Source organism: Arthrobacter sp. SAFR-023, from assembly GCF_051965295.1.
In the GTDB taxonomy this organism is placed as follows: Bacteria; Actinomycetota; Actinomycetes; order Actinomycetales; family Micrococcaceae; genus Arthrobacter.
Map to the genome: position 1 here is coordinate 31,900 of NZ_JBQCMF010000019.1, position 26,730 is coordinate 58,629.

The 26,730-nt window shown below is 66.1% G+C and carries 23 protein-coding genes and 1 pseudogene; 15 read left to right on the forward strand and 9 right to left on the reverse strand.

The features are described 5' to 3' along the window. Positions 1-64: 64 nt before the first annotated feature. The 3 genes from ACTHQX_RS18540 (at position 65) to ACTHQX_RS18550 (ending at position 4,840) form a co-directional block, all read left to right on the forward strand. Positions 65-2,236, forward strand: coding sequence for a S8 family serine peptidase (locus tag ACTHQX_RS18540; protein ID WP_440158686.1), 2,172 nt, complete (start codon positions 65-67; stop codon positions 2,234-2,236). 551 nt (positions 2,237-2,787) lie between these two features. Then, positions 2,788-4,107, forward strand: a complete 1,320-nt coding sequence (locus tag ACTHQX_RS18545) for a S1C family serine protease (RefSeq protein WP_440158685.1) — start codon at positions 2,788-2,790, stop codon at positions 4,105-4,107. Between the two features lie 133 nt (positions 4,108-4,240). Then, positions 4,241-4,840 (forward strand): dihydrofolate reductase family protein, encoded by a 600-nt coding sequence (locus ACTHQX_RS18550; RefSeq protein ID WP_440158684.1) that lies wholly within the window; start codon positions 4,241-4,243, stop codon positions 4,838-4,840. 21 nt (positions 4,841-4,861) lie between these two features. Here the strand turns inward: ACTHQX_RS18550 and rox are convergent, their stop codons facing one another. Beyond that, positions 4,862-6,304 (reverse strand): rifampin monooxygenase, encoded by a 1,443-nt coding sequence (gene rox / locus ACTHQX_RS18555; protein ID WP_440158683.1) that lies wholly within the window; start codon positions 6,302-6,304, stop codon positions 4,862-4,864. Between the two features lie 205 nt (positions 6,305-6,509). Between rox and ACTHQX_RS18560 the strand changes: the two genes are divergently transcribed. Further along, a complete protein-coding gene (locus ACTHQX_RS18560; protein WP_440158682.1) occupies positions 6,510-7,007 on the forward strand; it encodes a DUF2975 domain-containing protein in 498 nt (165 codons plus the stop codon). After that, the gene (locus tag ACTHQX_RS18565) at positions 7,007-7,252 is read left to right on the forward strand and encodes a helix-turn-helix domain-containing protein (RefSeq protein WP_440158681.1); all 246 of its coding nucleotides are present in this window, start codon (positions 7,007-7,009) and stop codon (positions 7,250-7,252) included. The genes ACTHQX_RS18560 and ACTHQX_RS18565 overlap by 1 nt, the downstream gene beginning before the upstream one ends. Here the strand turns inward: ACTHQX_RS18565 and ACTHQX_RS18570 are convergent. Further along, positions 7,249-7,668, reverse strand: coding sequence for a hypothetical protein (locus ACTHQX_RS18570; RefSeq protein WP_440158679.1), 420 nt, complete (start codon positions 7,666-7,668; stop codon positions 7,249-7,251). The two genes, ACTHQX_RS18565 and ACTHQX_RS18570, sit on opposite strands and share 4 nt — an antisense overlap. A 102-nt stretch (positions 7,669-7,770) precedes the next feature. Between ACTHQX_RS18570 and ACTHQX_RS18575 the strand changes: the two genes are divergently transcribed. The 6 genes from ACTHQX_RS18575 to ACTHQX_RS18600 all read left to right on the forward strand — a co-directional run bounded on the left by ACTHQX_RS18575 (position 7,771) and on the right by ACTHQX_RS18600 (position 13,526). Then, positions 7,771-8,700 (forward strand): ABC transporter ATP-binding protein, encoded by a 930-nt coding sequence (locus ACTHQX_RS18575; protein ID WP_440158678.1) that lies wholly within the window; start codon positions 7,771-7,773, stop codon positions 8,698-8,700. A gap of 4 nt (positions 8,701-8,704) precedes the next feature. Beyond that, a complete protein-coding gene (locus tag ACTHQX_RS18580) occupies positions 8,705-9,952 on the forward strand; it encodes an ABC transporter permease (protein WP_440158677.1) in 1,248 nt (415 codons plus the stop codon). Positions 9,953-9,986: 34 nt separating this feature from the next. Beyond that, positions 9,987-10,550 (forward strand): GNAT family N-acetyltransferase, encoded by a 564-nt coding sequence (locus ACTHQX_RS18585; RefSeq protein ID WP_440158676.1) that lies wholly within the window; start codon positions 9,987-9,989, stop codon positions 10,548-10,550. A gap of 132 nt (positions 10,551-10,682) precedes the next feature. Beyond that, positions 10,683-11,345 carry a response regulator transcription factor gene (locus tag ACTHQX_RS18590; RefSeq protein ID WP_440158675.1) on the forward strand — a complete coding sequence of 221 codons (663 nt, stop codon included), beginning with the start codon at positions 10,683-10,685 and terminating at the stop codon, positions 11,343-11,345. After that, complete coding sequence (locus tag ACTHQX_RS18595) at positions 11,342-12,550, forward strand: sensor histidine kinase (protein WP_440158674.1); 1,209 nt, start codon at positions 11,342-11,344, stop codon at positions 12,548-12,550. The genes ACTHQX_RS18590 and ACTHQX_RS18595 overlap by 4 nt, the downstream gene beginning before the upstream one ends. Then, positions 12,543-13,526, forward strand: coding sequence for a hypothetical protein (locus ACTHQX_RS18600; protein WP_440158673.1), 984 nt, complete (start codon positions 12,543-12,545; stop codon positions 13,524-13,526). The genes ACTHQX_RS18595 and ACTHQX_RS18600 overlap by 8 nt, the downstream gene beginning before the upstream one ends. Positions 13,527-13,689: 163 nt before the next feature. Here the strand turns inward: ACTHQX_RS18600 and ACTHQX_RS18605 are convergent, their stop codons facing one another. Next, on the reverse strand, positions 13,690-16,944 hold the full coding sequence (locus tag ACTHQX_RS18605; protein WP_440158672.1) for a bifunctional cytochrome P450/NADPH--P450 reductase: 3,255 nt from the start codon (positions 16,942-16,944) through the stop codon (positions 13,690-13,692). A gap of 666 nt (positions 16,945-17,610) precedes the next feature. Here ACTHQX_RS18605 and ACTHQX_RS18610 point away from each other — a divergent pair. Further along, entirely contained in the window at positions 17,611-18,942 is a 1,332-nt protein-coding gene (locus tag ACTHQX_RS18610) for a M23 family metallopeptidase (protein WP_440158671.1), read from the forward strand. 113 nt (positions 18,943-19,055) lie between these two features. Beyond that, on the forward strand, positions 19,056-19,502 hold the full coding sequence (locus ACTHQX_RS18615) for a nucleoside deaminase (RefSeq protein WP_440158670.1): 447 nt from the start codon (positions 19,056-19,058) through the stop codon (positions 19,500-19,502). A gap of 67 nt (positions 19,503-19,569) precedes the next feature. On the opposite strand, the gene map is transcribed toward ACTHQX_RS18615, so the two are convergent. Next, positions 19,570-20,346, reverse strand: a complete 777-nt coding sequence (gene map, locus ACTHQX_RS18620) for a type I methionyl aminopeptidase (RefSeq protein ID WP_440158669.1) — start codon at positions 20,344-20,346, stop codon at positions 19,570-19,572. 66 nt (positions 20,347-20,412) lie between these two features. Between map and ACTHQX_RS18625 the strand changes: the two genes are divergently transcribed. Beyond that, on the forward strand, positions 20,413-20,715 hold the full coding sequence (locus ACTHQX_RS18625; protein WP_440158668.1) for a helix-turn-helix domain-containing protein: 303 nt from the start codon (positions 20,413-20,415) through the stop codon (positions 20,713-20,715). Positions 20,716-20,797: 82 nt separating this feature from the next. Here ACTHQX_RS18625 and ACTHQX_RS18630 read toward each other — a convergent pair. Together ACTHQX_RS18630 and ACTHQX_RS18635 are read right to left on the reverse strand one after the other, a co-directional pair. Beyond that, positions 20,798-21,007, reverse strand: a pseudogene (locus ACTHQX_RS18630) (hypothetical protein); the annotation flags it as partial. Positions 21,008-21,151: 144 nt separating this feature from the next. After that, a complete protein-coding gene (locus ACTHQX_RS18635) occupies positions 21,152-22,009 on the reverse strand; it encodes an aldo/keto reductase (protein WP_440158667.1) in 858 nt (285 codons plus the stop codon). Positions 22,010-22,138: 129 nt separating this feature from the next. On the opposite strand from ACTHQX_RS18635, the gene ACTHQX_RS18640 reads away from it, so the two are divergent. Further along, the gene (locus ACTHQX_RS18640) at positions 22,139-23,023 is read left to right on the forward strand and encodes a helix-turn-helix transcriptional regulator (protein WP_440158666.1); all 885 of its coding nucleotides are present in this window, start codon (positions 22,139-22,141) and stop codon (positions 23,021-23,023) included. A 9-nt stretch (positions 23,024-23,032) separates the two neighbouring features. Here the strand turns inward: ACTHQX_RS18640 and ACTHQX_RS18645 are convergent, their stop codons facing one another. The 3 genes from ACTHQX_RS18645 to ACTHQX_RS18655 form a co-directional block, all read right to left on the reverse strand. Then, positions 23,033-23,887 (reverse strand): IclR family transcriptional regulator, encoded by an 855-nt coding sequence (locus ACTHQX_RS18645; RefSeq protein ID WP_440158665.1) that lies wholly within the window; start codon positions 23,885-23,887, stop codon positions 23,033-23,035. Positions 23,888-24,059: 172 nt separating this feature from the next. Then, the gene (locus ACTHQX_RS18650; protein ID WP_440158664.1) at positions 24,060-25,331 is read right to left on the reverse strand and encodes an aminopeptidase P family protein; all 1,272 of its coding nucleotides are present in this window, start codon (positions 25,329-25,331) and stop codon (positions 24,060-24,062) included. 34 nt (positions 25,332-25,365) lie between these two features. Continuing rightward, complete coding sequence (locus ACTHQX_RS18655) at positions 25,366-26,727, reverse strand: MFS transporter (protein WP_440158663.1); 1,362 nt, start codon at positions 26,725-26,727, stop codon at positions 25,366-25,368. Positions 26,728-26,730 lie beyond the last annotated feature (3 nt).

Here is a 26,730-nt window from a genome sequence, read left to right on the forward strand (position 1 = left end):
AGCGGCGCCGCACAGGATGGTCTCGATGTCTCTTACGCGCCGAACACGTTTCTCTGCTGCTGTCATGTCCGCTGGCATCGCCAGCCTGGTGGCGGCCGCCCTCATCGCCCCGGCCGCCTCGGCGTCCGACGACACCACGTTCCCGTCCGTCCCGCGCCGGCCGTCAGTGGCCACCGCGCCCACGGACCAGTTCATCGTGAAGTTCAAGGACCCTGCCCGGTCCGGCTCCGCGCTCCGCGCGCAGTCTTTCAGCCGCGCCGCCGGCAAGCTCGGCGCAACCGCCAAGGACGTCCGCGGCACCGCCGGGGGAGCACGCGTGGTGCGCACCAGCAAGGAACTGGGCGACGGCGACGCCGAGAAGCTGCTTGCCTCGCTGCGCGCCGATCCCGCGGTGGCATACGCCGAGCCGGACGTGAAGCTGCACGCGCTGGCTTCCAACCCTAACGATCCAGCCTTCGTTGACCAGTGGAACCTCTCCCAGAACACCGGCGGCATCAGGGTCACCGGGGCATGGGATGTCACCCAAGGCGCGGGCCAGGTGGTGGCCGTCCTCGACACCGGCATCACCAGCCATACTGACCTGGACGCGAACGTCCTGCCGGGCTACGACATGATCAGCAGCCCCGAGGACGCCCGCGACGGCGACGCCAGGGATGCGGACGCCACTGACATGGGTGACTGGTCGGACAACGGCCAGTGCAGCGAGGGCTCGGCGGAAATGGCTTCCTCGTGGCACGGCACGCACGTGGCCGGGATCATCGCGGCGGTAACCGGAAATGCGGCCGGCATCGCCGGCGTCGCCCCCCAGGCGAAGATCCTTCCGCTGCGCGTCCTCGGCCCCTGTGGCGGGCAGGTCTCGGACATCGCCGATGCGATCCTCTGGGCGTCCGGAGCCCCCGTCACTGACGCGCCGGCCAACCTGCATCCGGCGCGCGTGATCAACCTGAGCCTTGGCGGCACGGAAGCGTGCCCGCAGACGTTCCAGGACGCCATCGACATTGCCACCGCCAGGGGAGCGGTGGTGGTCGCGGCGGCAGGTAACGAAATGGCGGAGGCCTCCACTTCCACCCCCGCCAACTGCCGGAACGTCATCAGCGTTGCCGCCAGCGGACACGGCGGCGGATTGGCGCCCTATTCCAACTTCGGTGCCGGGGTGGACATCACCGCCCCCGGCGGCGACATGACTCCCGCCTCCGCCGAGGATCCCGACAGTGGTGTCCCCAACGGGGTCCTCTCCACCGGGAACGACGGCGACAAGCAGGCAGAAGCGCTGCCCGGTACCAACTACTACTGGGTTGAAGGCACCTCCTTCGCGGCACCGCACGTTGCCGGCGTGGCCGCGCTGCTCCTGGCGCAGATGGGCCCGACGGCGACACCGGCCGCCGTCGAAGCCCGCCTGAAGGCCACCGCCAGACCCATCACCGGAGGCTGCCCGCAGGGATGCGGCGCCGGGCTGGTGGACGCCGCCGCCGCAGTGCTGCCGGACCGCGTCCGCATCACCCTGCTCGTGGCAACCGGCGACATGAACGGTGACCGGAAGGCCGACGCGGTGGCCAGGGACAGCAGCGGCACGCTGTGGCTGTACCCGGGCAACGGCCGGAGCGGCTGGCTGCCCCGTGTCCGCATGGGCGGCGGCTGGAACGTGATGACGGCCCTGACGGGAGCAGGCGACATGAACAGCGACGGCAAGGCGGATGTGCTGGCCAGGGATACCGCCGGAACGCTGTGGCTGTACCCGGGGAACGGGCGCGGCGGCTGGCTGACCCGCGTCCGCATGGGCGGTGGCTGGAACGTGATGACCGCCGTCGTCGGATCCGGCGACATGAACAGTGACCGGAAGGCCGACCTGCTGGCGCGGGACAGCAGCGGAACCCTGTGGCTGTACCCGGGGAACGGGCGCGGCGGCTGGCTGACCCGCGTCCGGGTGGGCGGCGGCTGGAACGTGATGACCGCCGTCGTTGGGCCAGGCGACATGAGCGGCGACGGGAAGTCAGACCTGGTGGCCCGTGACAGCAGCGGAAACCTGTGGCTGTACCGGGGCAACGGCCGCAGCGGCTGGCTCCCGCGGATCCAGATGGGCGCGGGCTGGAGCACCATGTCCGCCCTGGCCGGACGCGGCGACTTCAGCGGCGACGGCAGGAACGACCTCCTCGCCATCGACGCCGACGGGGTCCTCTGGCTGTACGGCGCAGACGCCTCCGGTGGCCGCATCCGGATGGGCGGCGGCTGGGGCTAAGCCCTTCGCCGCACGGGGCCGCGCGGTCAGCCGGTAACCGGGTATTCCGGGCCCGGAAAAACAGGTAGTGGTTACGCTGGGGCCGCGAGGTTAAACCTGCCTAGGTTTGCACTGTAAGACCGGGCCCTTGTCGTGGGCCCGGACCAGAGCAGGAGGCAGTGATGACAACCCAAAGCCAGGTGCGCATAAGCAAGGCCCGGCATCGCAAAGAGACACCGGCAGGCCCATCGTTCCTGTGGGTGGGAGTGGGCGGCGTTGCTGTTGTGGCGGTTGTACTGATGTTGCTGTTCGTCCGCTAGGCGCAGCCGGCCGCCAGCCTGCCACGCAAAGCAGGTCCTTGCGGCACCAGTCGACCTTACGGTGCCTTGTCATTCCTGAACGGCAGCCGACCGCTGCCGTTCAGGAACATTGCGGTCACGGCGAGAGTGCTAGTCACGGGACCAGCCTTCACAGGCTCCGCACAGCACCGGGACAGAAGGGCCAAAGCCCCGGTGGACAGGATTAGGGGAAAGCTCCGGGAAACCGTCGGAGCGGAACCTCGAGGAGCCACCATGCACACGGAGACCAGCCACAACCCCGTCCCTCACACCGGTGGTCCGCAGGGGACTGCAACCGTACCCTCCGTCCCTCCGGCCGCTTCGGCCTTTGGCCCTGTGCCCCCGGTCCCGACAGCCCGTTTGCGTGACAGGCGCCGGGTTGGCCCGGCGGTCTTCGTCACCTGCCTGGTGGCGGCGGGTCTCCTGGGCGGCGGGGTGGCTTCAGGTGTTTCCGCACTGTGGCCCGATGCGCCGGCACGGGCAGCCACCGCGGTGCAGGGGGCGATCAGCCCGGTCATTGTCAACAATACGGAGAGCGTCAACGCCGTCACGTCCGCCGCGCAGAAGGCCTCTCCCAGCGTGGTGACCATCAGCGTCAGCTCCGGCAGTTCAGGGGGTACCGGATCGGGCATCATCCTGGACACCGACGGCCACATCCTGACCAACACGCATGTGGTGACCCTAGACGGGGCGGCAGCGGATGCCGCCGTCGAGGTGCGCACCAGCGACGGTCAGGTCTACAAAGCGACCATCGTGGGCACGGACCCGCTCTCCGACCTGGCCGTCATCAAGATCGATGCCCAGGGGCTGACCCCGGCAACCCTCGGTGACTCTTCTGCCGTTAATGTGGGCGACACCGCCATCGCCATCGGTGCACCCCTGGGACTCAGCGGCACCGTCACGGACGGCATCGTCTCCGCCGTGAACCGCACCATCGAGACCGAGTCCTCAGCCACCTCCGACGGGTCCTCGTCCCAGGACGGAAGCTCGTCGCAGAACCAGTTCGGTTCCCAGTCCGGCATCTCCGCAGCAGCGCAGGATTCCATCAGCATCAACGTCATCCAGACAGACGCGGCCATCAACCCCGGCAACTCCGGCGGCGCCCTCGTGAACGCGCAGGGCGAGATCATCGGCGTCAACGTGGCCATCGCGTCGGCGGGATCGTCGTCGTCCTCGTCGAGCTCGAGCGGCAACATCGGCGTCGGCTTCTCCATTCCGATCAACCAGGCGAAGCGGGTGGCGGAGGAAATCAACGCCACGGGTAAGGCGACCCATGGCCAGCTGGGACTGTCCGTTCAGGACAAAACGTCGGGGTCGTCGTCGGACTTCACTGCAGGGGCGGAGGTGGCCTCCGTGACCTCCGGGTCCGCGGCGGAGAAAGCCGGGCTGCGGGCTGGCGACGTGGTGACCGGTCTGGCCGGCCGGACCGTGACTGACGCTTCCGAGCTGACGGCCGCCGCGCGCGAGCAGGCCGCCGGGTCCACGGTGAAGATCACTTTCCAGCGCGACGGACAGGAGCAGACCGCGGACATCACACTGGATGCGGCCTCCTAGCACTTCTTCCAAGGAACTCCATCTTTCTTCCAAGGACCGTGGCAAAGACTTGAACCGGCCGGCAGCGGACAGAGCCGCCTAGCTGTCCGCTGTTGGCCGCCAAATGGACCTCGGAGTCGTCTAGGATTCGTGTATGCGCCGGATTGTTGTGAACAACATCGTCTCCCTGGACGGTTTCTACGCTGACGAAAGCGGGAACCCGACGGTGCTGAACATGGACGAGACTTTCGACGCCTACAACCTTGAACGGCTGCGGCGGGCAGGAACCGTACTACTGGGCCGGACATCCTTTGAAGGATTCGGTGCCTATTGGCCATCCATCGCTGACGCTGACGAGGACCCCAACAACCGCGCGTTGAGTCCGGACAACCGGGAAATCAGCCGCCTCTACAATCGCGTCGCCAAAGTGGTGGTGTCAGACTCCCTGAATGTCCCGGCGGACCACCCGTGGGCGAGCACCACCACCGTCATCCGGCGGGATGAGGTGGGCAAGTGGCTGGAACAGGAAAAGGTTAACGGGACCGGAGACATCCTGATCTTCGCCAGCCGCGTTATGTGGAACGGCCTGCTGGCCCAGGGGCTGATCGACGAACTGCATCTGACTGTTAGTCCGGACGCCCTGACCGCAGGCCTGCCCCTGTTCCTCCAGCCCGCCCACCTTTCCCTGTTGGAGGTTCGGGCGTTCCCGGGATCCGGCAACGCCCTGTTGCGGTACCGCCCGGCGTCGGCCTAAAGCCAGCCGCCGTCGTCGGACTTAGCCGTCTTCGCTGCCCTCGGAAGCGGCCCCGAACCATCTCTCCAGCTGGGGGAGCAGCTCGTCCTGGTCTTCGCCGATCCAGGCGACGTGGCCGTCCGGCCGGAGCAGGACCGCGGGCGCGTCCAGTTCCGCGCTGGTGTCCGCGACGTGGCTGACCCGGTCCGTCCAGCCCGTCACGCAGAGCCTGCCGGTCTGGTCGAGCAGGAGCCCGCGGCCTTCGCGGGTGAGCTCGTAGAGACGGCCCCGCGAGAGGGGGATGTCACGCAGCCGTCTGCCGAGCAGCCCGGGTCCTTCGCCGAAGTCATACCGGACCCCGATCGAGGCGATCCTTTCGGCCAGGAACCGGCTGACGTCGTCGAACTCCATCAGCTCGGCCAGCAGGCGGCGCACGGCCTGGGGGCCGGGCTCGGGGGAGATCAGTTCGCTCTGCGCGCGGGTGATGGTGAGTACGCCTTCCGCGACCGGGCGGCGCTCAGCGAAGTAGGTGTCCAGCAGCCCTGGCGGCGCCCAGCCGTTGATTTCGGCGGCGAGCTTCCAGCCGAGGTTGAACGAGTCCTGGATGCCGAGGTTCAGGCCCTGCCCTCCCAGCGGCGGGTGGACGTGCGCCGCGTCTCCGGCGAGGAACACCCTGCCGGCGCGGTACTGCTCGGCCAGCCGGGTGGCGTCGCTGAAACGCGTTATCCAGCGCGGTGAATGGACGCCGAAGTCGGTGCCGGCATGGGCCCGCAGCTGGGTCTTTAGCTCCTCCAGCGTGGGCGGCACCGAGCGGTCCTCGGCCACCGTGGCCGCCGGCACCACAGCGCGGAACAGCCCGTTCCCGGCCGGGCCGACGCCGAACCCCCGGTGCGTCTTGCGGACCTCGTCCACAATCTTGGCTAGTTCGTCCGGCGGGGTGGTCACCTCCATCTCGCTGTGGATCCATTCATTCGTGGCGGGGTCGCCGGGGAAGCCGATGCCGAGCTGCCTGCGCACCAGGCTGCGTCCGCCGTCGCAGCCGACCAGCCAGCGCGAGCGCTCTTGTGTGCCGTCAGCAAGCGCGAGGGTGACACCGTCGTGGTCCTGCTCGAAGCCCGTCACCTCGCAGCCGCGCCGGACCTGTGCACCGAGTTCGACGGCGCGCTCCGCCAGCAGGCGGTCGGTGACCGGCTGCTGGATGCCGAGGATGTAGGCGTGTGCGGTGTCCAGGTCCGCCGGCAGGGGTTTGTCGATCCCGGCGAAGCGGCCGACCCCCGGGTACTGCTGCCCGTGTGCGAGGAACCGGTCCAGCAGGCCGCGCTGGTCCATGATCTCGATGCTGCGCGGGTGCAGGCCCAGTGAGCGGACCGCCTTGGTCGGCTCCGCGTCCTTTTCCAGCACGAGCACGTCCACGCCGTGCAGTCGCAACTCGCTGGCCAGCATCATCCCCGTCGGCCCGCCACCGCTAATGATCACGTCAAACATGTGAAACCCCAATCCAATAAGTAGGCGCGGCCAACCATTCTGGCCGAGGGTAGGGGCCTTGCGGCAAGCCCCCGGGTGCGCTATATCCTGAAAGTGGCAAGGAGCCTGGTTCTCCTTGCCTTTCTCATGTGCGGTCCCGCCGTTGGGCGTCTTTCAGCGAGGCGTTCATATTGACTTTCGATAGAAATAATCAGAGCATAGCGCTATGTCTATCGCTAGTCGATTGGTCCTCCCGCTTAGGGTCCTGCTGGTAATGGTGTTCCTCGGGCTGCTGGTGGCCCAGGTTATGTCGTTCCCCGGCCAGTTTCTTTCCACAGCCGACGAGGGCTCCGGGGCGGATCCCTGGCGCTGGCCGATGCTGCTGTTCTGGGAACTGGAAGCCGTCTGCCTGCAGGTTGTGATCGTGTGCATCTGGCGGCTGCTGACCCTGGTCCAGCGTGACCGGATCTTCACGGCGGCGTCGCTGCGGTGGGTGGACGTGATCATGTGGGCGTTCGTCGCGGCGTGGCTGGTGCTGGCGGCCATGGCCGGTTCCCTCGTCGCGTACATCTATTTCACCCCCGAGCTGCGCGACCCCGGGCTGCCAATGGTGTTGATTGGCGTCACGCTGATCGGTGCTGTGCTGGTCCTGCTGATCGTGGTGATGCGGGACCTGCTGCGGCAGGCGACGTCCTTGCGGACCGACATGGAAGGGGTGATCTGATGGCCATTGTGGTGCGCATCGACGTCGAACTGGCCAAGCGCAAGATGAGCGTGGGCGAGTTCGCCGAGCGGGTGGGGATCACCCCGGCCAACGTGGCGGTGCTGAAGAACGGCCGGGCCAAGGCGGTCCGCTTCAGCACGCTGGACGCGATGTGCCGGGTCCTGGGCTGCCAGGCGGGCGACCTGCTCGAGTGGGTCGATGACGATGCTGCCGGCGACGATGCTGCCGGTGACTTGAGGGACTAGGCCGCGCGGGGCACCCTGTCCGGGTGCACCATGTCGCCGAAGCCGTGGACCATCCACCGGCCGTGGTCGGGCCGCCACACAAGCGTGATCAGCAGCGGATCGTCCAAAATTGTGGCCGGTGTGATGAACGTATTTTCCTTGGCCTCCCGGATGACTCGCATGTAGCAGACCTCGAGGTCCCCGTGGGCGTAGACGGCTTCCTGGAGCATGCCGGGGTCCTCGATGGAGTCCAGCAGGGCTGCCGCGATTTCGAAGGCTCCCCACAACGGACGGGACTCCGGGGTGACGATCAGGTGCAGGTCGTCCAGGTTCCTTGCCCTGTCATGGAGCGCCCTGAAGAACCAATACCCGATCCGGCGCGGATCATCGGCGATCTCCTGCGACTCCTCCGCATAAAGGTCAAAGTCCTCCGTCATGGCACAAAGGTACTCGTGGACGGGGGCGCTGACGAGACCTCGCCGGGGGCGAAATTATGGCCGTAACCGGGACGGCTGAATCGTTTCCGCTAGGCTGGCGTCATGACGTTGGGGGACGCGGCAGAGCCGCTTGTGCACATTCAAAACTTCCGCATGGATTTCGGGGAGACGACGGTGGTCAAAGACCTGTCCTTCGATGTCCGGGCCGGTGAAACCTTCGGGTTCCTGGGCAGCAACGGGTCCGGGAAGACCACCACGCTGCGGGCGCTGCTGGGCATCTACCAGCCCACCGCCGGCACCCTGCACATCGGCGGGAAGGTCTTCGAGCCCCGGGACGGGGCGCGGCTGGGGTACCTGCCCGAGGAGCGGGGCCTGTACAAGAAGGAAGCCGTCCTGGACGTGATGGTCTACTTCGGCAGGCTCAAAGGCCTGAGCAAACACGGAGCCCGCGCCTGGTCCCAGACCTACCTGGAGCGCGTCGGCCTCGCGGACAAGGCCGCCGTCCGCCTGGACAAGCTCTCCGGCGGCCAGCAGCAGAAGGTCCAGCTCGGCGTCACCATCATGAACGACCCCGACCTGCTCATCCTCGACGAGCCCACGAAAGGCTTCGACCCGGTCAACCGGCGGCTGCTGATGGACATCATCGAGGAGCAGAAGCTCGCCGGCGCCACGGTCATCATGGTCACCCACCAGATGGAGGAAGTGGAACGGCTCTGCGACCGGGTGATCCTCCTCAAGGACGGCACGGCCCGGGCATACGGGACCGTCGCCGAAGTCCAGGACCAGTTCGGCGGCACCGTGTACCGGCTGGGCTACGAGGGCATCCTGCCCGCCTCGGACCTTTACGACGTGGTGCGCGACGGCGACGGGCACGCGGAGCTGGCCCCCGCCGTCGGGGCCGATGAAACGGCCGTCCTGCGGGAACTGATCGGCGCCGGCGTCGCGGTGCGCAGCTTCGCCACGGCACGGGCGTCGCTGGAGGAGATCTTCATCCAGGTGTACGGGGAACAGCACGAAATGGCGGAGGTCTAGGACCATGGCACGCACAGCATTCAAACAGCACAACCTGGGCACCGTCGTCGGGTTCGAATTCATGCGGACCATCAAGAAGCGCGGGTTCGTGATCGCCACCCTGGCCATACCGGTGGTCTTCGCAATCATCTTCGCCCTCGTTTACGCCAGCAACTCCAGCACCGAGGCGAACGCCGACGCGCAGAAGAACTCGGCGCTCACCTTCACCTACACCGACGCCTCCGGCCTCATCCCCGCACAGCTGGCCCAGGCCGCCGGCGGGAGCCTGACAACCAACCCCGGCGCCGCCCTCGAGTCGGTGAAGAACGGCGGCAGCGAGGCCTACTTCGCCTACCCGGCAAACCCCGGCACCGAGCCGGTCAAGGTCTATGGCGCGGACAAGGGCATGTTTGAGAACGGCAAGTACGAGGCCGTGGCCAAACACCTGCTGGTCACCGCTGCCCAGTCCCGGGTCAATGCACCGGAAGTCACCGCCGCCCTGAGCGGGGGAGTGAAGTTCGACGCCGAAACGTACCGGGACGGCCGGGTCTCCGGAGGCATCGGCTCAGTGATTCCGCCGCTGGTGTTCCTCGTCATTTTCTACGTCAGCATGATTCTGCTGTCCAACCAGATGCTCAACAGCACGCTGGAGGAGAAGGAAAACCGGGTCACGGAGATGATCCTGACCACGCTGAACCCCACCACCCTGGTGACCGGCAAGATCATCTCCCTGTTCGCCGTCGGGCTCCTCCAGATAACGGTGTTCCTCGCCCCGATTGCCGCCGCATACTTGCTCTTCCGCGACTCGGTGGCGCTGCCCGATCTCGACCTGTCCTCCCTGGTGTTCGAGCCCGTGCCGATGATCACCGGGGCGCTGCTGCTGCTGGGCGGCTTCACCCTGTTCACCGGCGTGCTCGTGGCTATCGGCGCGATCATGCCCACGGCCAAGGAAGCCGGCACCATCTTCGGCCCGCTGATGGCCCTGATCTTCGTGCCCTTCTACGCCGTCAGCCTCATCATCAGCGACCCCGAGGCCCTGATCGTGCAGGTCTTCACCTACTTCCCGCTCACCGCCCCCGTCACCGCGCTGCTCCGCAACGGCTTCGGAACCCTGGGTGCCGTCGAAGCAGCCATCGTGATCGCCGAGGTGTTCATCGTGGGGATCCTCATCCTGCGCATGGCTGTGCACCTGTTCCGCTACGGCTCCATCGAGTATGGCCGCAAGCTTTCCATCGGCGGGACGTTCCGCCGGAAGGAACTGACGGCCAAGTAGCTGACACACCTGCCGCCCGGTGCGAGAATGCCGCATGCGCATCTTCTTGGAGACCGAGCGGCTGGTGCTGCGGCAGTTCACTACCGACGACGCAGACCTGCTCCTGGAGCTCGACGGCGATCCGCGCGTGATGCGGTACATCACGGGCGGCGCCCCCACACCCCGGGAAGAGATTGAAGGCGACTACCTTCCGGCGTTCCTGGGCTACTACAAGCGATTTCCTGGCTACGGCTTCTGGGCCGCGGAGGAGAAATCGACGGGAGAGTTCCTCGGCTGGTTCCACTACCGGCCCGCCCCCGGCGATCCGCCCGACCAGCCGGAACTGGGCTACCGGCTGCGCTGCGAGGCATGGGGCAAGGGATACGCCACCGAGGGCTCCTGTGCGCTGATCGCCAAGGGGTTTGCGGAGTTCGGCGTGCAGCGTGTTGTTGCCCAGACCATGGCGGTGAACGCCGCCTCGCGGAGGGTGATGGAGAAATCCGGGATGCGCTTTGTCCGTTCCTTCGTAGCTGACTGGCCCGTATCCATCCCGGGCGATGAACACGGGGACGTCGAGTACGCGATCACCCGGAGTGAGTGGGTCGCAGCACAGCCGTGATACCTGACTGGCGTCATCTGCAAACCCATTCGCGACATCATCAGGAATGACCCGTTGAATGCGTATAGGTTGATCTGAAAGCCGCCTACTCGCCGTCGCGATGGTGGTTCCGCGTTGACCTTGGGGGAGTGGATGGATCATCGTGTTGTCAGGGTCGGGGTTGTTGACGATCACGAAGCTGTCCGCATTGGCTTCGCCGCTGCAGCGTCGGTGGAGGCCAAAACGGCGGAGGTCCCGGTTGTTGCGGTGAGGCTCGCGGACACAGTTGGCTCGCTGTTGGCTGGCTCCGACGGGATGTTCGATGTGGTGGCTCTGGACATGTCCCTGGCCGACGGATCCCGTCCAGGGGATAATGTGCGCAGGATTGTGCAGGCCGGGTACCCAGTTTTGGTCTTCAGTGTCGGTGACCGGCCGGACGCTCTTAGGGAGGCACTCGCGGCCGGTGCCTCCGGCGTATCAAGGAAGTCCGATGACATCCGTGACACGCTGAACCTCGTGCGCCAAGTGGCGGACGGGGCGACCATCGACAACCAGGACCTGGCGGCAGCCATCGACGGAGATGCCGAATTTGTGGTGGCGTTGAGCGACAGGGAACGCGAGACCTTGGGGCTGTACGCCGCTGGATTCACGCGGACGCAGATCGCGTCAAGAATGAACGTCTCTTCCAATACGGTAGGAACAAATATCAAGCGAATCCGCGAGAAATACGCCGCTGCCGACAGGCCTGCCGCCACCAAGCTGGAGCTCTACCACCGGGCTGTGGAGGACGGCGTCGTTCCCTCCGAGCGGTTGTGAGCAAGGCAGGGCCCATTTCCCGGGCCAGCATCGATTTCGTCCTTGGCCGCTCCATCAGCATCTTCGCGCTCGTGCTCTACTGCCTGTCCCTGCCCGCTGTCTTGGCCCAAATACCGTTGCACAACCTGTGGTGGGATCTGGTCTTCATGGCGGGAATCCCGGCCGCAATACTGTGGACCATGCTCGTTCGGAAATCGCTCGTGTGGCTTCGGATCGCTGCCGGCGTCGCCGCTACTCTGATGATCTCAAGCTATCTCTTGTTGTTCATGGGGCTTCTAGGCGACGGCAGCCAAAGTGCGTCAAGGCCCTGGTCATGGGGTGTAGCCGGTGTTGGCATCGCCCTGGCCGCCATTGCTTCCAGCGTTGGGGCGGCAGCAGTGTATGGAACCGGGTTTTGCGTGCTGATTGTGTTGGTGCCGCTGGCGGCGGCTGGTAACACTCAGGTGGGGACCGGCGCCGTTCAGGACGCGCTCCTGACCGCTGCTTTGGCGGTAGTGATAATCGCGCCGATCACGGCGCTGCGCCGAGCAGCTTCAGCTTCAGACCGGGCATCGATTGCGGCCGTTTCCAGCTTCGCTGCCGCTGCCCGCGCAGAGGCCATCCGAGTTGAAAGATCCAGGCTGGACGCGCTGACCCACGATACGGTGATGGCAACCCTCATCGTGGCGGGGCAGGCCCGTTCTCCCGAAGTGGTGGACGCCGCGCAGAAAGCCGCAGTGGACGCCCTTTCCAACCTCGCAACCCTGGCCGGGGAACCGAACGTGGACAGTGCAGTCGTCGGTGAGGACGAACTCGTAAGCCGGCTCCGCGCAGCCACAGCCCGGTACGGACCCAGCATCAGCTCTCATCCAAGTCTTGCGGAACCGGAAACCCAGTGGGCCATTCCGCTGGGCGCGGCCCGTGCACTCATCCAGGCAGCCACCGAAGCCGTAAGAAACAGCTTCCTCCACGCGCCGGCTGCGCCGGCACAACTGACCATCGCATGCCGGCCGGGATCGGCTGCCGCGGGGCCGGAAGTGGCTATTGATATCACCGACCGTGGACCAGGATTCGACACTGGCGCGCTCCCACAGGAGCGGCTGGGCGTCCGGGTGTCCATCATCCAAAGGATGCGCGAGGCAGGCGGCGAAGCCCGGATCACGTCGAGCCCGGCCGGCGGTACCCATGTCCGCCTCACGTGGAGGATGCCCGCGGACCATGGATAACGCCATTACACGGCCGCTCATTCTGGCCCTCGGCCTGCCCTTCCCGGCAGCCCACATCCTGCTCGGCCTGGCCAACCTCGGCACGGTGACGTCCATGTGGAATGCACTGGCCGCCATGGCAATCTGCCTCGGGCTAATGGCCATCGTTACGTGGCCAGGCAAGGGCAGGACCCTGCCACGGCTTCATGCGGGGGTGGCCGTTTTCGGCGTTGTTCTGATGGACCTGCTGGTGATGACCGCGCTCCCGTCAGATGTTCATCCCGGTTACGCTGCATGGCACTGCGGAGCCATCGAGATGCTGATGGTGACCGTCGCCATGAGGAACAGGGTGGCCCTGGCCTGGCTGGGCATCAGCTTGTTCGCCATTTTGGACTTCAGTGGCTCGATGCTTCACCGGCGGAGCGTTGTGGACGGGCTCGCCTTGGTGGTCACCCCGCTGATGTGGATCGGCATTGCAACCGCGGTGAGCAAGGTACTGCGTCGCTGCGTTGACCAGGCCCGGACATACACCAGTCAGGAGACTGAGGCGGCCGTCCGCTTGGCCCGGGAAGAAGCGCGGCGGCTGGCGCAAACCCACTGGACCCGTGAGCTTGACCGTCTGGCCCGTCCCTCACTGGAACTCATCGCAAGTGGTTCGCTGTCGGAGCAGGATCGCCAGGACTGTGCCCTTTTGGAAGCCCAGCTCCGCGACCAGATCAGGGGCCGCGCCCTGGCAACACCGGAAGTGCTTCGAGCTGCCCGGGATGCACGGGCGCGTGGGGTCAAGGTCGACATACTGGACGACCGGGAGACGGAACTTTCAGCCGCTGTGCTGAGTGAAGCATCTGCGCTGCTGAGCACCTCGCTGGAGAATGCTGACGGGGGATTCGTAAGGGGACGGGCACTCCCTTCCGGGTCGGAGACGGCGGTGACGATCCTCGCCTACGATGAGCTGGCGGATCAGGATGAGGTCTACGTGGAGATCAGGGAGCGGTAACCATCTTGTGGAGCCCGCCGTCACCAGTTCTGGTGACAATTCCTCGAATACGGCGTCTCAGCGGAGCAGCGCCGCCCTGAATATCGATAGCGTTTGGGCAGGGCCTGCTGCGACGGCTATTTGGGGGATCGTCGCAGCAGCCCTGAACAGGAGGGGCCACCTCCTAGGTGAAGATGTCCGCCACGTACCTGCCGTGCGTGCGCTCCACCTCGTCCATCCAGGCATCGGCATCCGCTTCGGAAGCGCCGGTGGCCTCCTGGTAGATGCGCTCGCAGGTCTCGCGGACTTCCGGAGCCATGTTCTTCCCGTCGCCGCAGACGAATACCGTGGCCCCTTGCTGCACCAGTTCCTTGACGTCCGCCCGGTCAGCCCAGAGCCGGTGCTGCACGTACTTCTGGCCGTCGGTCGGCGCCTTGGAGAAGACCGGCCGCAGGTCCAGGTTGGCCTGCTCGGCCCAGGACTCCAGTTCCGCCTGGTAGAGGAAATCGGTGTCAGGCGCCCGGCACCCGAAGAACAGCAGGGACTTCGCCGGCTTGATGTCTTCGGCCTGGGCCCGCAGCGCCCGGTCCTGCACAAAGCCGCGGAACGGGGCGAGCCCGGTCCCGGCGCACACCATGATGACCGGCAACGCCAGGGACTCCGGCGGATGGAAGGCCGCGTTCGACGGCCGGACCGTCACCGCCACCCGTGACCCCGGCCGCGCCTGGGCCAGGTACGTGGAAGCGGCCCCCTCGAAGATGCCGCGTCCGGACCATGCCGGGGCCTGGATGACGGCGAAGGTCAGCGTCGCGTGGTCAGGGCTCCAGAGCGGCGACGACGAGATGGAGTACCGCCGCGGGGTCAGCTGGGTGAGCAGCTGCAGGAACGACGTGAACGGAAGCTGGCACGACGGGTACATCTCCAGCAGGTCCAGCAGTGAGACGCGCTTGTCCACGATCTCCGCCGCATGGCGCTCCCGGTCCTGCGCCAGGGCCCCAAGCTCCGCGCGCTGGGCCGGGTCCGCCGCCACCTCGGCCAGCTGCTCCAGCTGCGGCCGCGTGGCCGGAACCGCGAGTTCCAGGTAGCTGCTCAGGAGCTCGCCCACGGCCACGGGCGTGCCGGTGGGCAGGAACGTGTCCCCGTGCTCCATGGCCAGCACCACGTGGGAATCGTAGTCCAGGTTGAAGCGCGTCAGCGCCCGCTGCACCAGGTCGCTGGGGTTCAGCGGCAGCACGGCCAGGTAGTCGCCGGCCCGGTAGCTCATGCCCTCCGGCAGCGCGATCTCCACATGCCGTTTGGACCGTGCATCCGGCTTGGTCAGGTCCACCAGTTCCCGGTTGACGACGACGGTTCCAACGGCCAGGTCGTTTTGCCGCAGGAACGTGTCCCGGACGTTGCCCACGAACTGGACCGCCAGCTGCGGCTTGCCGGTGGGCGCGCTGGTCCGCTGGCCCAGGGCGGCGTCCACAGCCGGCCAGAATCCCGCGTACCACTCCTCGAAATCGCCGAAGAAATCACCGCGCGCGTTCGCCTCGCCGCGTTCGTAGATCCGCTCGGCGCCGGCCGCCTCGAGCCGGCCGTCGATGGCTTTGGGCACCTCCTGGTACGTCCGCGCCCAGTCCCGGTTGCCGTTGCCGAACACCGTGTACCGCACCCCGGCGAGGCTGCCCGGCTGCAGGCTTTCGGTCCAGGTCATGAACTTCTTTGCGTTGTCCGGCGGCATCCCCTCATAGGAGGAGGCGACGACGGCGACCAGCCCCACCGTCGGCAGCCCGCCGGCCGCCTCGTCCAGCGGGGCGATGGTGGGGCTGTAGCCCCGCCGCCCGGCGTCGTTCGCTATCCGCTGCGCAAAGTCCTGGGACGTGCCCGCGTTGGACCCGTACAGCACGCGCACCGGAACACCGTTGGCGGCGGCAACCGCCAGCGCTTCCGCCGTCCTTGGCTGGCTGCCGCTCTCCAGTCCTCCAGCTGCTTGTCCGACGGCGGCACTTGCCGCTGCCTCGATCCGGACGTTCCGCCGTCGGACGTGGATGAACAGCCCTTCCGGCTTCATGGTGAGGGTGTGCTTGATGTGCAGCTCATAGTTCGGATCAGCGGCGGTGATGTCGAAGCGCTGCAGGGCCTTGGCCAGGAACAGCTGGGCCTCCTGCAGGGCAAACCCGCGCCCGATGCACGAGCGCTGGCCGTTGCCGAACGGCTTCCACGCATTGGCCGGAATGGACTCGACCCGCTCGGGGGAGAACCGGTCCGGATTGAAGAGCTCGGCGTCCTCACCCCACGCAGTCTTGTCCCGGTGCAGCTGCGGGATCAGCACCATGAGGGTCTGGCCCTTGGGGATCTCGTACTGGCCGCCGATCACGGTGTCCTCGTAGGGCGCCACGTTGAACGCCGGGGCGGTCGGCCACAGCCGGAGCGTTTCCTTGAGGATCTGGTCCAGGTAGCCCAGCCTGGGCAGGTGCTCGAACCGGGCGGCTTCGCTGCCCAGCACCTCGTCCACCACCGCGCGGGCCTTTCTCAGCACCTCCGGATGCCGCAGCAGCTCGTACATCATGAAGGTGATCAGGCCGCTGGTGGTCTCGTGCCCGGCCACCAGGAAGGTGACCATCTGGTTGCGGACATTCTCCTCGGGCAGGCGCTCGCCGGTCACCGGGTCCGCCGCATTCAGCATGGTGTCCAGGATGTCCTCGCTGCCCGGCGGGTTCGGGTTGCGCCGCCGGTCGCTGATGAGCTGCTCGGCCACCTCGAGCATCAGCGCGTTGTCCTCCTCGAGCTGGTGCCGCTTACGGATCATGAGCTTGTTCTGCACCGGAAGCCGGGTGGACCTGTCCCGGGACTCACTCAGGGCACGGACCATGGCCCCGATGAAGGGATGCATCTCATCGCGGTAGAGGCTGTTGAAGCGGTAGCTGAACGAGCACAGGGCAATGGTGTCGAGGGTCAGCCGGGTGGCATTGTCCGCGACGTCGATCCGCGCCGTCGGGCCGAGCCGCTCCCACTTGAGCAGGAGCTGCTCCAGGATGTCGTCCATGCCGGAGAACATCTTGGTCAGGGCTTTCGGCCCGAAGGCGGGCATCAGGATGCGGTGCGCCTTTTGCCAGTTGGGTTCCTCGGTTTCGGCAGTGAACAGTCCGTCGCCGATGAAGTCGCGGACCTGGCGCAGGGAGATACCTAGCACCTTGCCGAAGCGGGTCTCGTCGCAAATCTCGTTGACTAGCTCCTGGGAGGACACGGCGATCATGCTGCGGTTGAAAACCTGGATGCGGACGATGGGGCCGTACTCCTCGGCGACTTCCATCAGGCCCATGACTCCCTGGCTGGCGTCGATATCTGGCAGGTTGCCTACCAAAGGCTTTGGCGGCGGCTGGGGGATGGGGGTGCGGTTGCTGCTGTTGCTTTGGGCGCTGTCGGTGGGGTTGCTGGGGTTGCCGGGCGCAGGCATGGTGCCCTCCTAGGCGGTCTGCATTGACACTTGTGCACTAGTTTTGTTGGTTCCTGTTGCCGGGAGGGGCGCCACGTCTTGCCACTGTTTTGACGGGCTGGCCGGGCGTCACGGGCCGGGCTGGACCTAGGATACTCCCGTTGGATGCCGGGGACTACGGGTATTTTCTTCCGCGGTTTGGGTGGGTTTTTCGCTCCGTAGACCTGCCCGGGCCGCGGCTACGCCCTGCTTAGACGTGAGACCGGCCCTGGCCCTCATGACCGGCCCGGGCCGCGGCCGCTCCTGCGGTTTGGGACCGGTTTTGGTCGCTGAGGACAGCCCGGATTCCTCAACGTCAGCTGAAGATTTGCGCAGTTCAGCAAAGGCCCGGTCAAGATCTTCTGAGCTTATCCACATATGCGGGCGAATCGGTTTCGCCCGCCTGCCCGCCATGCTCCCATGGTAGGAACGACCGCGATTCACTCGCACCTGGCGAACTTCATGGGGGAGATCTACTTGTCAAAGCACCTGGCACCTGCCGCTGACCGGCGCACGCCTCGCATCACGAAAACTCAGGACCTGCGTCATGCGGTTCCGGGCAGGCCTGTACTGAGTCGTGCCGTTAGGATCGGCGCGGGCGCGGCGTTCCTGGCGGTCTACGCTTTTGGATTCCAGGGCGCTGGCCCGGTGCTTTCATACGGTCTGTCGTCCGGGCAGGCGCCGGCCGACGTGCGCGGTGACGCCTCAGTCAACGTGCCCCTCGGATCGGCCACGCTTGCCTCGGCTGGGGTTGCTTCGGCCACTATTGCCTCGGTTGCGGAGGGCTCCGTTTCAGGTGCCTTCGTTTCATCCGCCGGTGCCGTCTCGGCCTCGGCGGACGCGTACGTTTCCTACAGCCGCACGGTGGTCTTCACCGCCGCAAAGCCGGTGAGCCAAAAACTCCATGCGGCTTCAAGCAAGGTGCGGCGTCCCGCGGCAGGAACCCTGATGGCACCGTTGGATGTCCTTACCCCCACCTCGCACTTTGGGCTGCGGACGAGTCCCATCACAGGCTCGGCCGATGAGTTTCACTGGGGCCAGGACTTCTCCGCCGCCTGCGGAACCCGCGTGTATGCAGCGGATTCCGGCGTGGTGCGGGCCGTGGGATGGCATCCGTGGGGTGGCGGCAACAGAGTGGAAATCGACCACGGCAACGGCCTGATCACCACCTACAACCACCTTGAGGGCATCGGTGTGAAGAAGGGCCAGTCGGTCCAGGTGGGGCAACTCATCGCGAAGGTCGGGACCACCGGGTCATCAACCGGATGCCACCTCCACTTCGAAACCATTCTGAACGGCAAACACACCGACCCCGACAACTGGGCTCTGCTGCGGCTGCGGCACTCGGGGCCCGTTGCCAACATCAAGATGACCGACTACCAGAAGGCCGGCCCGGCTATGGAGGCTGCCTCCTGGGCTGTTCCGGTGGAAGCCAGCGCCGCCCGCCATGCAGTGTCGCACGAAGGGCATGAGTCGCCCGCCGGTGTCGTTTCGGCGGCCAGGTCTTCCTCTGCTGCCGCCGCGTCTGCTTCAGCAGCGCAGCCGTCGTACTCGTGGGCCGCGCTTCCGGCGCAATGGGTGGCCTCGCCTAGGCCGGTAATGCCGGTGCCGGCACCGAAGGTGGCCGCGACTATGCCCAAGCCGGCAAAGCCGGCTCCGGCACCGAAGGTGGCCGCGCCGAAGCCCAAGCCCAAGCCGGCAAAGCCGGTTCCCGCACCGAGGGTCGTCGCGCCGAAGCCCAAGCCCGCCAAGCCGGTCCCGGCACCGGTTGTCGTGCCCAAGCCGGCAACGCCAGCTCCTGGGGTTACCCCGGCTCCGGCCCCGGTTGTAGTGCCGGCTCCTGTGGTTGAGCCGGCTCCGGTGGTTGTGCCCGACCCGGCAGCTCCGGCTGTTATGCCGGCTCCTGTGGTTGAGCCGGCTCCGGTGGTTGTGCCGGCTCCGGTTGATGCTCCTGCTCCTGTGGCGGCTCCGGCACCATAAACCAAAGCAGCTCCGAGCGGGTGGCAAGACGGCGCCAAGAAGTGACCTGTTGAAGCCGAGTTATCAGTGGGTCGGACACTTGGCGCCGGTCTTGCACCTGCGACAATGACCGCATGACCCACGAACAGCACCGCACCGCTTTCGAAGCCGCCTACCAAGCCGCCCAAAAAAGCCTCCGAGAAGGCGGCATCCCCATCGGAGCAGCGCTCGCCCGTGACGGCGTGGTCATCGCGAGCGGCCACAACGAACGCGTCCAGAACGGCGATCCGATCGCGCACGGCGAAATGTCAGCACTTCGCGCAGCCGGCCGGCAGGCGAGCTACCGGGACACAACGCTCTACACCACGCTCGCCCCGTGTGCCATGTGCACCGGAACCATTATTCAGTTCAAAATCCCCCGCGTGATCGTGGGTGAAGCCAGCACCTTCGACGGCGAATTCGACCTTCTGCGGTCACGTGGTGTTGAGGTGCTGGTCCTGGATGACCAGCGCTGCGTGGACATGATGCGCACCTTTCAGGACAACAACCCGGACCTGTGGGCAGAGGACATCGCCGAGTAGAACTAGACGACAGTGTGTAGGGGCCTGTGCCCTGCGCTCCTCACAGTTTCTAATTGTGGTTCGGCTTCTAGTAGTGGTTCGGCAGCGTGAGTATTTCGGCTCCGTCATTGGTGATGGCAATCGTGTGCTCGCTGTGAGCCGTCCGGCAGCCCGTCGCACTTCGCAGCGTCCACCCGTCGGCATCGGTGACGAGCTGGGCCGTGTCCGCCATGACCCACGGCTCCAGCGCGAGCAGAAGGCCCGGCCGCAGTTTGTACCCGCGGCCGGGCCGCCCAGTGTTTGGAACGTGCGGGTCCTGGTGCATGGTTGATCCGATGCCATGACCGCCGAACTCGGTGTTGATCGGATACCCCGCCGCGCTGAGGACCGAGCCGATGGCATAGGAGATGTCGCCGATGCGGGCCCCGGGGCCGGCCGCGGCTATCCCGGCACTCAGTGCGCGTTCGGTCGCGTCGATCATCGCGACGCTCTCCGCGGGCTTTGATTCGCCCACGATGAAGCTGATGGCGGCGTCTGCGGCGACTCCGTCCTTGGAGACGGCGAGGTCGAGCGTCAGCAGGTCGCCGTCAGCAAGCGTGTAGTCGCGTGGCAGCCCGTGGAGCACGGCGTCGTTGACGCCCGTGCAGATGTAGTGGCCAAACGGCCCGCGTCCGAAGGACGGCGCGTAGTCGACGTAGCAGGACTCCGCCCCGGCCTCGCGGATCATGTCCTGGGTCCAGCGGTCGATCTCTAGGAGGTTCGTGCCCACCGCGCTGCGGCTCTTCAGCGTGTGCAGAATGTCAGCGACCAAGGCGCCGGACTCTTTTGCTCGGGCCAGTTCGGCGGGGTTCAGGATCTCGATCATGCGGCGGCCCTTCTCGTCTACCAATAACTATACCGGCCATATTATCCCGGTATTAGTATTGGAGCCATGGTCAGGTTGCCGCTCACATCTGAAGAAGTCGAACGCGGACAGCGTCTCGGTGCCCTGCTGCGCCGCGCCAGGGGAGGGCGCTCGATGCTGGAGACCGCGCTCGATGCCCGTGTCTCACCGGAGACCCTCCGCAAGATCGAGTCCGGCAGGGTAGCAACCCCTGCCTTCCCGACGATCGCTGCGATCGCGGATGTCCTGGGCCTTTCACTCGACGCCGTGTGGGCCGCAATGAACCAGCCCGAACCCGGTGTTGAACCAGCGGGCTCCCGGCGCAGCGCCAGTGAGCGGTTGGCTTCGTAGACCGTAATCCGTGGCGTTTGCAGGTGCTTGCAAAAGCTCCCGGGCAGGAGGCTCTGTAGTCGCGGGCTGTTGTCCCTAACCCGCTCATGGCATGGGTGGTGACGGGGTGGATGGTTTTACCGGCGAAGTCGTGGCTTTCGGCGAAGGTGGTCATGATCATTGGGGCTCTGACGTTCCACGTCGAGGTTGGTGCGGCCCCCGTAGTAGTAGTTCTCGCCAGCACGGGAAAAGTAGGCCAGCAGAATGCGCGCGCCGTTTTGGTTGGGGCGGGTGCTTGGCAAAGGGGTGGCATCAGGTGAAGGCAATGTGTCTGTTCCTCCCGTTGCGCAGCTGGTTGTAGCTGCGGCCAGCAGCCCGGCCAGGCCGGCGGCCGCCCCGCGAAGGGCGAACCGCCGGCTGACGCCAGCCAGTTGGTTGGTCATAGGTGGTCCCGTGCTTAGTTGTACCGGCGGCCGCCGAGCCAGCTGACCATGGCGGGGTCGCGGTGGTCGAAGAAGAGGCTGGCGCCGGTGTCCAGTGCCGCGATTAGCGTCGTCTGCTCCTCCGTGAGGGTGAAGTCGAAGACGTCAAGGTTCTGGGCCATCCGTTCGGGCCGGACGGACTTGGGGATGACGACGACGTCCCGCTGGATGAGCCAGCGCAGCACTACCTGGGCGACGGACTTGCCGTGGGCCTCGGCGATGGCGCTGAGGACCGGATCGGTGAACAGGTTGTTCTTGCCTTCGGCGAAGGGCCCCCAGGACTCGATCTGGACGCCGCGTTCGCGCATCAGCTCCTGGTCGGCCGCTCGTTGGTGGAACGGGTGGGTCTCAATCTGGTTCACCGCCGGGACGATTTCGTTGTGATCGATGAGGTCCACCAGCCGGTCCGGGTGGAAGTTTGAGACACCGATGGCCCGAGCGAGGCCTTCCTTGTTCAGGTCCTGCATGGCGCGCCACTCGCTGTAGTAGTCCCCGAGCGGCTGGTGGATCAGGTACAGGTCGATGTAGTCAAGGCCAAGCCGTCTCAGGGAACTGTTGAAGGAGCGTTTGCTGTCGTCATGGACGCTGCCCGTGGGGGCGTGCTGGATCCAGAGTTTTGTGGTGACAAAGAGTTCCTCGCGGTTGATGCCGCTGGCTTTGATGGCCGCACCGACGGCGGCCTCGTTGCCGTAGGAAGCGGCCGTGTCCAGGTGCCGGTATCCGGCGGCAAGGGCCGCTTCGACGGCGGCCTGCGTCTCTTCGTCTGGGATTTGGAAGACACCAAATCCCAGGATCGGCATTTCGACGCCGTTGTTGAGCGCGACATTCTTCATGGGATTTCCTTAGCGTTGTTCGTAGGGCTCTTCAAGAAAACCAGCCCTTTCACGCGCGGGGGAGTGCCTGCTGTGCGGTGTACTGGCAGTTCCTGTTAGAACGACTTGCCCCGCCGTAGCGTAGAAGCCATGGACAAGAGCAAAGACGTCCGCGAGTTCCTCATGAGCCGGCGGTCGCGCATCACACCGGCCCAGGCGGGGCTGCCCGCCTACGGTGGAACCAGAAGGGTGGCTGGACTCAAACGCGAGGAAGTGGCCATGCTCACCGGCGTCAGCACTGAGTACTACGCCCGCCTCGAACGGGGAAACCTGCGAGGAGTGTCCGACTCCGTTCTTGACTCCCTCGCCCGCGCCCTGCAGCTTGACGAGGCAGAACGTGCCCACCTGTACGACCTGGCCAAAGCCGCCGCGCCCGCCCCGGCATCTGGTGTCCGCCGGGCACGGTCTGAAGTGCGCCCGAGCATCGAAAGGCTCCTAGCCGGGATGACCGGAACGCCCGCCTACATCCGCAACGCCCGCACAGACGTGGTGGCCGCCAACAACCTCTGCTTCGCCCTCTACACGGACATTCTCAGCCCAACCACTCTGCCGATGAACCTTGCCCGGTTCATGTTCCTGAACCCGCGTTCCCGGGACTTCTTCGTTGACTGGGAAACCCTCGCTGACGACTTCGCGGCGGCCATGCGGACCGAATCCGGCCGCAGCCCCCGGGATAGGGCACTAAACAGCCTCATCGGTGACCTCGCCGCAGGCAGCAACGAGTTCTCCACGCGGTGGGCACGGCACAACGTTCGTTTTCACCGCACAGCCCGCAAGACCATGCGTAATCCGCTCGTCGGCGACATTGAACTCACCGGCGACGCACTCGACCTACCCGGCGAGGGACTGACCCTGATCGCTTACACCGCCGAACCCGGCAGCCACGCCCAGGACCAGCTGGACTTTCTCGCCAGCTGGAGCGCCAGCAATACAAGCACGGTTGACCAAGCACCAGCCATCCCGCCGACGGCATGATTGTGCTTCTTACGCGCTGCGGCGCTGCTTCGGGGCCACTCCGCCCAGGCGCTGGGTCACCTGCCGGGCCGCTGCGGCGCAGGCTTCGCCGAGGCTTTGCAGGGTGTCGGGGGAGACCCGGAACTTCGGTGCGGGGATGAGGACGGAGGCCACGATGTCGCCGCGGTGGTCGTACACGGGGGCCGCGATCCCCACTTCCTCGATGGACGTCTCGCCATAGTTGATGGCCCAGCCGCGCGTGCTGACTTCCTCGAGCCGCCGCACGTACGCGTCAACGGACTGGTCGTCGAGGCCAGGGAGCGTAATGGTGCCGCCGCGGAGCAGGGTGCGGACGCGTTCGGGCTGTTCGGTGGCCAGGAAGATCTGGACGGAGGCGCTGAGCGCACTGTTGTAGCGGGCGCCGAGCGGGGCCGTGTGTTTGACCTGCTGCCGGCTGGCGATCTGTTCCACGCACATGGACTCGGTGCCGTTCCACACCATGAGCGCACTGGTCTCGCCGGTGCGCTCGGTCAGTTCGCGCAGCACCGGATAGGCCACCCGGCGCTCCTCGAGCTCGGCCAGCAGAGGTCCGGCCACCGCGATGAGCCCCATGCCCAGCCGGAAGCGCCGGGTGTCCGGGTCCCGCTCCACCAGGTGTTCCTGCTCGAACGTGGCGAGGATCCGGGACACCGTGCTCTTGTGCAGGCCCACGCGGCTGGCGATCTCGGTGACGCCGAGCATGGGCTCGTCCGCGGTGAAGCTGCGCAGCACGGCGATGGCGTTGACGATCACCGAGGCGCCGCGGGCATCCCCGTTGCCTGCGTCTTTGCCTTCGGGGCCGCCGCTTGCGGGGGCGGGGTTCGCTGGTGTTGCCGGGGGAGTCATGGTGTTCACTATATTTCTTCGCTGTTGTGCTTCCGGCCCATTTGGCCGCGGAAGCGGGGGTGGGCATGCCCTCCCGGCCGCCCGCCGTCGTCGTACTTAACCCAAGGCTGCTAAAACTAAAGCCTTGCTGACAGCGGACGGCGGGGGAGGGCATGCCCCAGTTGCCCAGGTACTAGGCGCTGATGATGTTGTGCTCAGGGCCGAACGGGAACTTGGTGATGTTTTCGGCGCCGTCCTCGCCCACCACCAGGATGTCGTGCTCGCGGTAGCCGCCGGCGCCGGGCTGGCCGTCGAGGACCGTGATCATCGGTTCCATGGAGACCACCATGCCCGGCTCGAGCACGGTGTCGATGTCCTCGCGGAGCTCGAGTCCGGCCTCGCGGCCGTAGTAGTGGCTGAGGACGCCGAAGGAGTGGCCGTAGCCGAAGGTGCGGTTGGCGAGCAGGCCGTGGGACACGTAGATCTCGTTGAGCTCGGCGGCGATGTCCTTGCAGACGGCGCCGGGCTTGATGAGTTCCAGGCCGCGGCGGTGGACCTCGACGTTGATGTTCCACAGCTCGAGGGAACGGGCATCCGGTTCGCCGAAGAACAGCGTCCGTTCCACGGCGGTGTAGTAGCCGGAGGTCATGGGGAAGCAGTTCAGGCTCAGGATGTCGTGCTCCTGAATCTTCCGGGTGGTGGCCCAGTTGTGCGCGCCGTCGGTGTTGATGCCGGACTGGAACCAGACCCAGGTGTCGCGGATCTCCGAGTTGGGGAAGGTGCGGGCGATCTCGTGCACCATGGCCTCGGTCCCAATGAGGGCCACCTCGTACTCGGTGATGCCGGCGGTGATGGCGTTGCGGATGGCCTCGCCGCCCAGGTCGCCGATCCGGGCGCCGTGCTTAATGACCTCGATTTCCTCGGCGGACTTGATCATGCGCTGGCGCATCGCGGCCTGGGCCACGTCCACCAGGGTGGCCGAAGCGAAGGCGGCCTGGATCTTGTTCCGGTTGTCAAGCGGCAGGGAGTCGTCCTCGACGCCGAGCCGGCGGACACTGATGCCGCGGGTGCGCAGGATTTCCTGGATGGCGTGGATGTAGTTGTCCCGGCGCCAGTCCGTGTACACCAGGTTCTCGCCGTAGCTGCGGCGCCAGGGCATCCCGGCGTCGATATTTGCTGTGACGGTGACCGTGTCCTCCTTAGTGACCACCATGGCGTAGGAGCGGCCGAAGTAGGTGAACAGGAAGTCGGAGTAGTACTTGATCGAGTGGTAGCTGGTCAGGACGACGGCGTCCAGATCCTTCTCGGCCATGATGCTGCGCAGGCCCGCGAGGCGGCGCTCGAACTCTTCATTCGAGAAAGTCAGGGCGACCTTTTCGCCGTTGTTGAGGACCTTGAGGCGCTCGAGCTTGGCGACGTCGTTGACAGCGTTGCCGTGACGGGTGAGGTTCTCGGTGATGGTCATGCGGTTTTTCCTTTTCTTTCTTGGATGGGTGTTGTCAGTGCTGCTGCAGGGGCTTCTTGGAAGTCTCCGCGGCGAACAGCACTGCGATGAGGGAAACCAGGGAGGCGGCCACGAGGTACCAGCCGGGGGCCAGCTTGTTGTGCGTGAGGCCGATGAGGAGGGTGGCCATGAACGGGGCCGTGCCGCCGAACAGGGCGTTGGAGAGGTTGAAGCTGACGGCGAAGCCGGTGTACCGGGTCTTCGTGGGGAAGAGTTCGGCCAGGAAGCTGGGGAGTGTGCCGTCGTTGAGGGTGAGCATGCCGCCCAGGAGGATTTGGACCAGGACGATCACCAGGAAGTTGCCGGTGTCCAGGAGCATGAAGGCCGGTACGGTCAGCAGCATGAACAGCACGGAGGCGGTGATCAGCATCCGTTTGCGGCCGAACCTGTCCGAGGCGATGCCGGTGAGGAAGATGAAGCCGATGTAGCTGGCCAGCGCGATGGTGGTGGCCAGGAAGGATTCGCTGGCGCCGAAGCCCAGTTCCTCGGAGAGGTAGGTGGGCATGTAGCTGAGGATGACGTAGAAGCCCACGGCGTTCAGCAGCACCGCGCCGGTGGCGATGATGAGCTGCTTCCGGTTGTTCCGGAACATGTCCCTGGCGGGTTTTTTGGTCCCGTGGTCCTCTTGGGCGAGGGCGCGGAAGGCGGGGGTGTCCTCGAGCTTGGTCCGGATGTACCGGCCGATGAGGCCCATGGGCGCGGCGAGCAGGAACGGCAGGCGCCATCCCCAGTCGTGCAGCTGGGATTCGCTGAGGACTGACGTGAGCAGTGCGGCCAGCAGGCTTCCGAGGAGCAGGCCCGCCGCGGTGCTTGCGGGTACGACGGCGGCATAGAGTCCGCGGCGATGTGCCGGTGCGTACTCCACCAGGAAGGCGGAGGCGCCTGCGTACTCGCCCGAGGCGGAGAATCCCTGGACGACGCGGACCAGCAGGAGCAGGACCGGCGCGAGAAGGCCGATGGTGCCGTAGCCGGGGATCAGGGCGATGCAGAACGTGGCCACGGACATGATGACGATCGACAGCGACAGTGCTTTCCGCCGTCCGAGCCGGTCGCCGATGTGGCCCCAGAAGAAGCCGCCCAGGGGCCGGACGAAGAAGGAGACGGCGAAGACGCCGAAGGTTGCCAGGAGCGCTGTCTGGCGGTCTGCTTCGGGGAAGAAGACCGTGGAGATGATGCCGGCCAGGTAGCCGTAGACGGCGTAGTCGAACCACTCGACGAAGTTGCCGATGAAGCTCGCGGTGATGACCCGGCGTCGGGTGTCCTTGCTGACGTCGTCGCCGGTGTGGGGTGTGCTGCTGTTGGGCTGGCTGGTCAGCGGCTCTGCTGCTCCAGCCGGTTGGGTTATCGGGTGTTCCATGTG

Bases quoted from the DNA above. Each gene is read 5' to 3' on its own strand.
- ACTHQX_RS18540 (WP_440158686.1), top strand. From the start codon at position 65: ATGTCCGCTGGCATCGCCAGCCTGGTGGCGGCCGCCCTCATCGCCCCG.
- ACTHQX_RS18545 (WP_440158685.1), top strand. From the start codon at position 2,788: ATGCACACGGAGACCAGCCACAACCCCGTCCCTCACACCGGTGGTCCG.
- ACTHQX_RS18550 (WP_440158684.1), top strand. From the start codon at position 4,241: ATGCGCCGGATTGTTGTGAACAACATCGTCTCCCTGGACGGTTTCTAC.
- rox (WP_440158683.1), bottom strand. From the start codon at position 6,304: ATGTTTGACGTGATCATTAGCGGTGGCGGGCCGACGGGGATGATGCTG.
- ACTHQX_RS18560 (WP_440158682.1), top strand. From the start codon at position 6,510: ATGTCTATCGCTAGTCGATTGGTCCTCCCGCTTAGGGTCCTGCTGGTA.
- ACTHQX_RS18565 (WP_440158681.1), top strand. From the start codon at position 7,007: ATGGCCATTGTGGTGCGCATCGACGTCGAACTGGCCAAGCGCAAGATG.
- ACTHQX_RS18570 (WP_440158679.1), bottom strand. From the start codon at position 7,668: ATGACGGAGGACTTTGACCTTTATGCGGAGGAGTCGCAGGAGATCGCC.
- ACTHQX_RS18575 (WP_440158678.1), top strand. From the start codon at position 7,771: ATGACGTTGGGGGACGCGGCAGAGCCGCTTGTGCACATTCAAAACTTC.
- ACTHQX_RS18580 (WP_440158677.1), top strand. From the start codon at position 8,705: ATGGCACGCACAGCATTCAAACAGCACAACCTGGGCACCGTCGTCGGG.
- ACTHQX_RS18585 (WP_440158676.1), top strand. From the start codon at position 9,987: ATGCGCATCTTCTTGGAGACCGAGCGGCTGGTGCTGCGGCAGTTCACT.
- ACTHQX_RS18590 (WP_440158675.1), top strand. From the start codon at position 10,683: ATGGATCATCGTGTTGTCAGGGTCGGGGTTGTTGACGATCACGAAGCT.
- ACTHQX_RS18600 (WP_440158673.1), top strand. From the start codon at position 12,543: ATGGATAACGCCATTACACGGCCGCTCATTCTGGCCCTCGGCCTGCCC.
- ACTHQX_RS18605 (WP_440158672.1), bottom strand. From the start codon at position 16,944: ATGCCTGCGCCCGGCAACCCCAGCAACCCCACCGACAGCGCCCAAAGC.
- ACTHQX_RS18615 (WP_440158670.1), top strand. From the start codon at position 19,056: ATGACCCACGAACAGCACCGCACCGCTTTCGAAGCCGCCTACCAAGCC.
- map (WP_440158669.1), bottom strand. From the start codon at position 20,346: ATGATCGAGATCCTGAACCCCGCCGAACTGGCCCGAGCAAAAGAGTCC.
- ACTHQX_RS18625 (WP_440158668.1), top strand. From the start codon at position 20,413: ATGGTCAGGTTGCCGCTCACATCTGAAGAAGTCGAACGCGGACAGCGT.
- ACTHQX_RS18635 (WP_440158667.1), bottom strand. From the start codon at position 22,009: ATGAAGAATGTCGCGCTCAACAACGGCGTCGAAATGCCGATCCTGGGA.
- ACTHQX_RS18640 (WP_440158666.1), top strand. From the start codon at position 22,139: ATGGACAAGAGCAAAGACGTCCGCGAGTTCCTCATGAGCCGGCGGTCG.
- ACTHQX_RS18645 (WP_440158665.1), bottom strand. From the start codon at position 23,887: ATGACTCCCCCGGCAACACCAGCGAACCCCGCCCCCGCAAGCGGCGGC.
- ACTHQX_RS18650 (WP_440158664.1), bottom strand. From the start codon at position 25,331: ATGACCATCACCGAGAACCTCACCCGTCACGGCAACGCTGTCAACGAC.
- ACTHQX_RS18655 (WP_440158663.1), bottom strand. From the start codon at position 26,727: ATGGAACACCCGATAACCCAACCGGCTGGAGCAGCAGAGCCGCTGACC.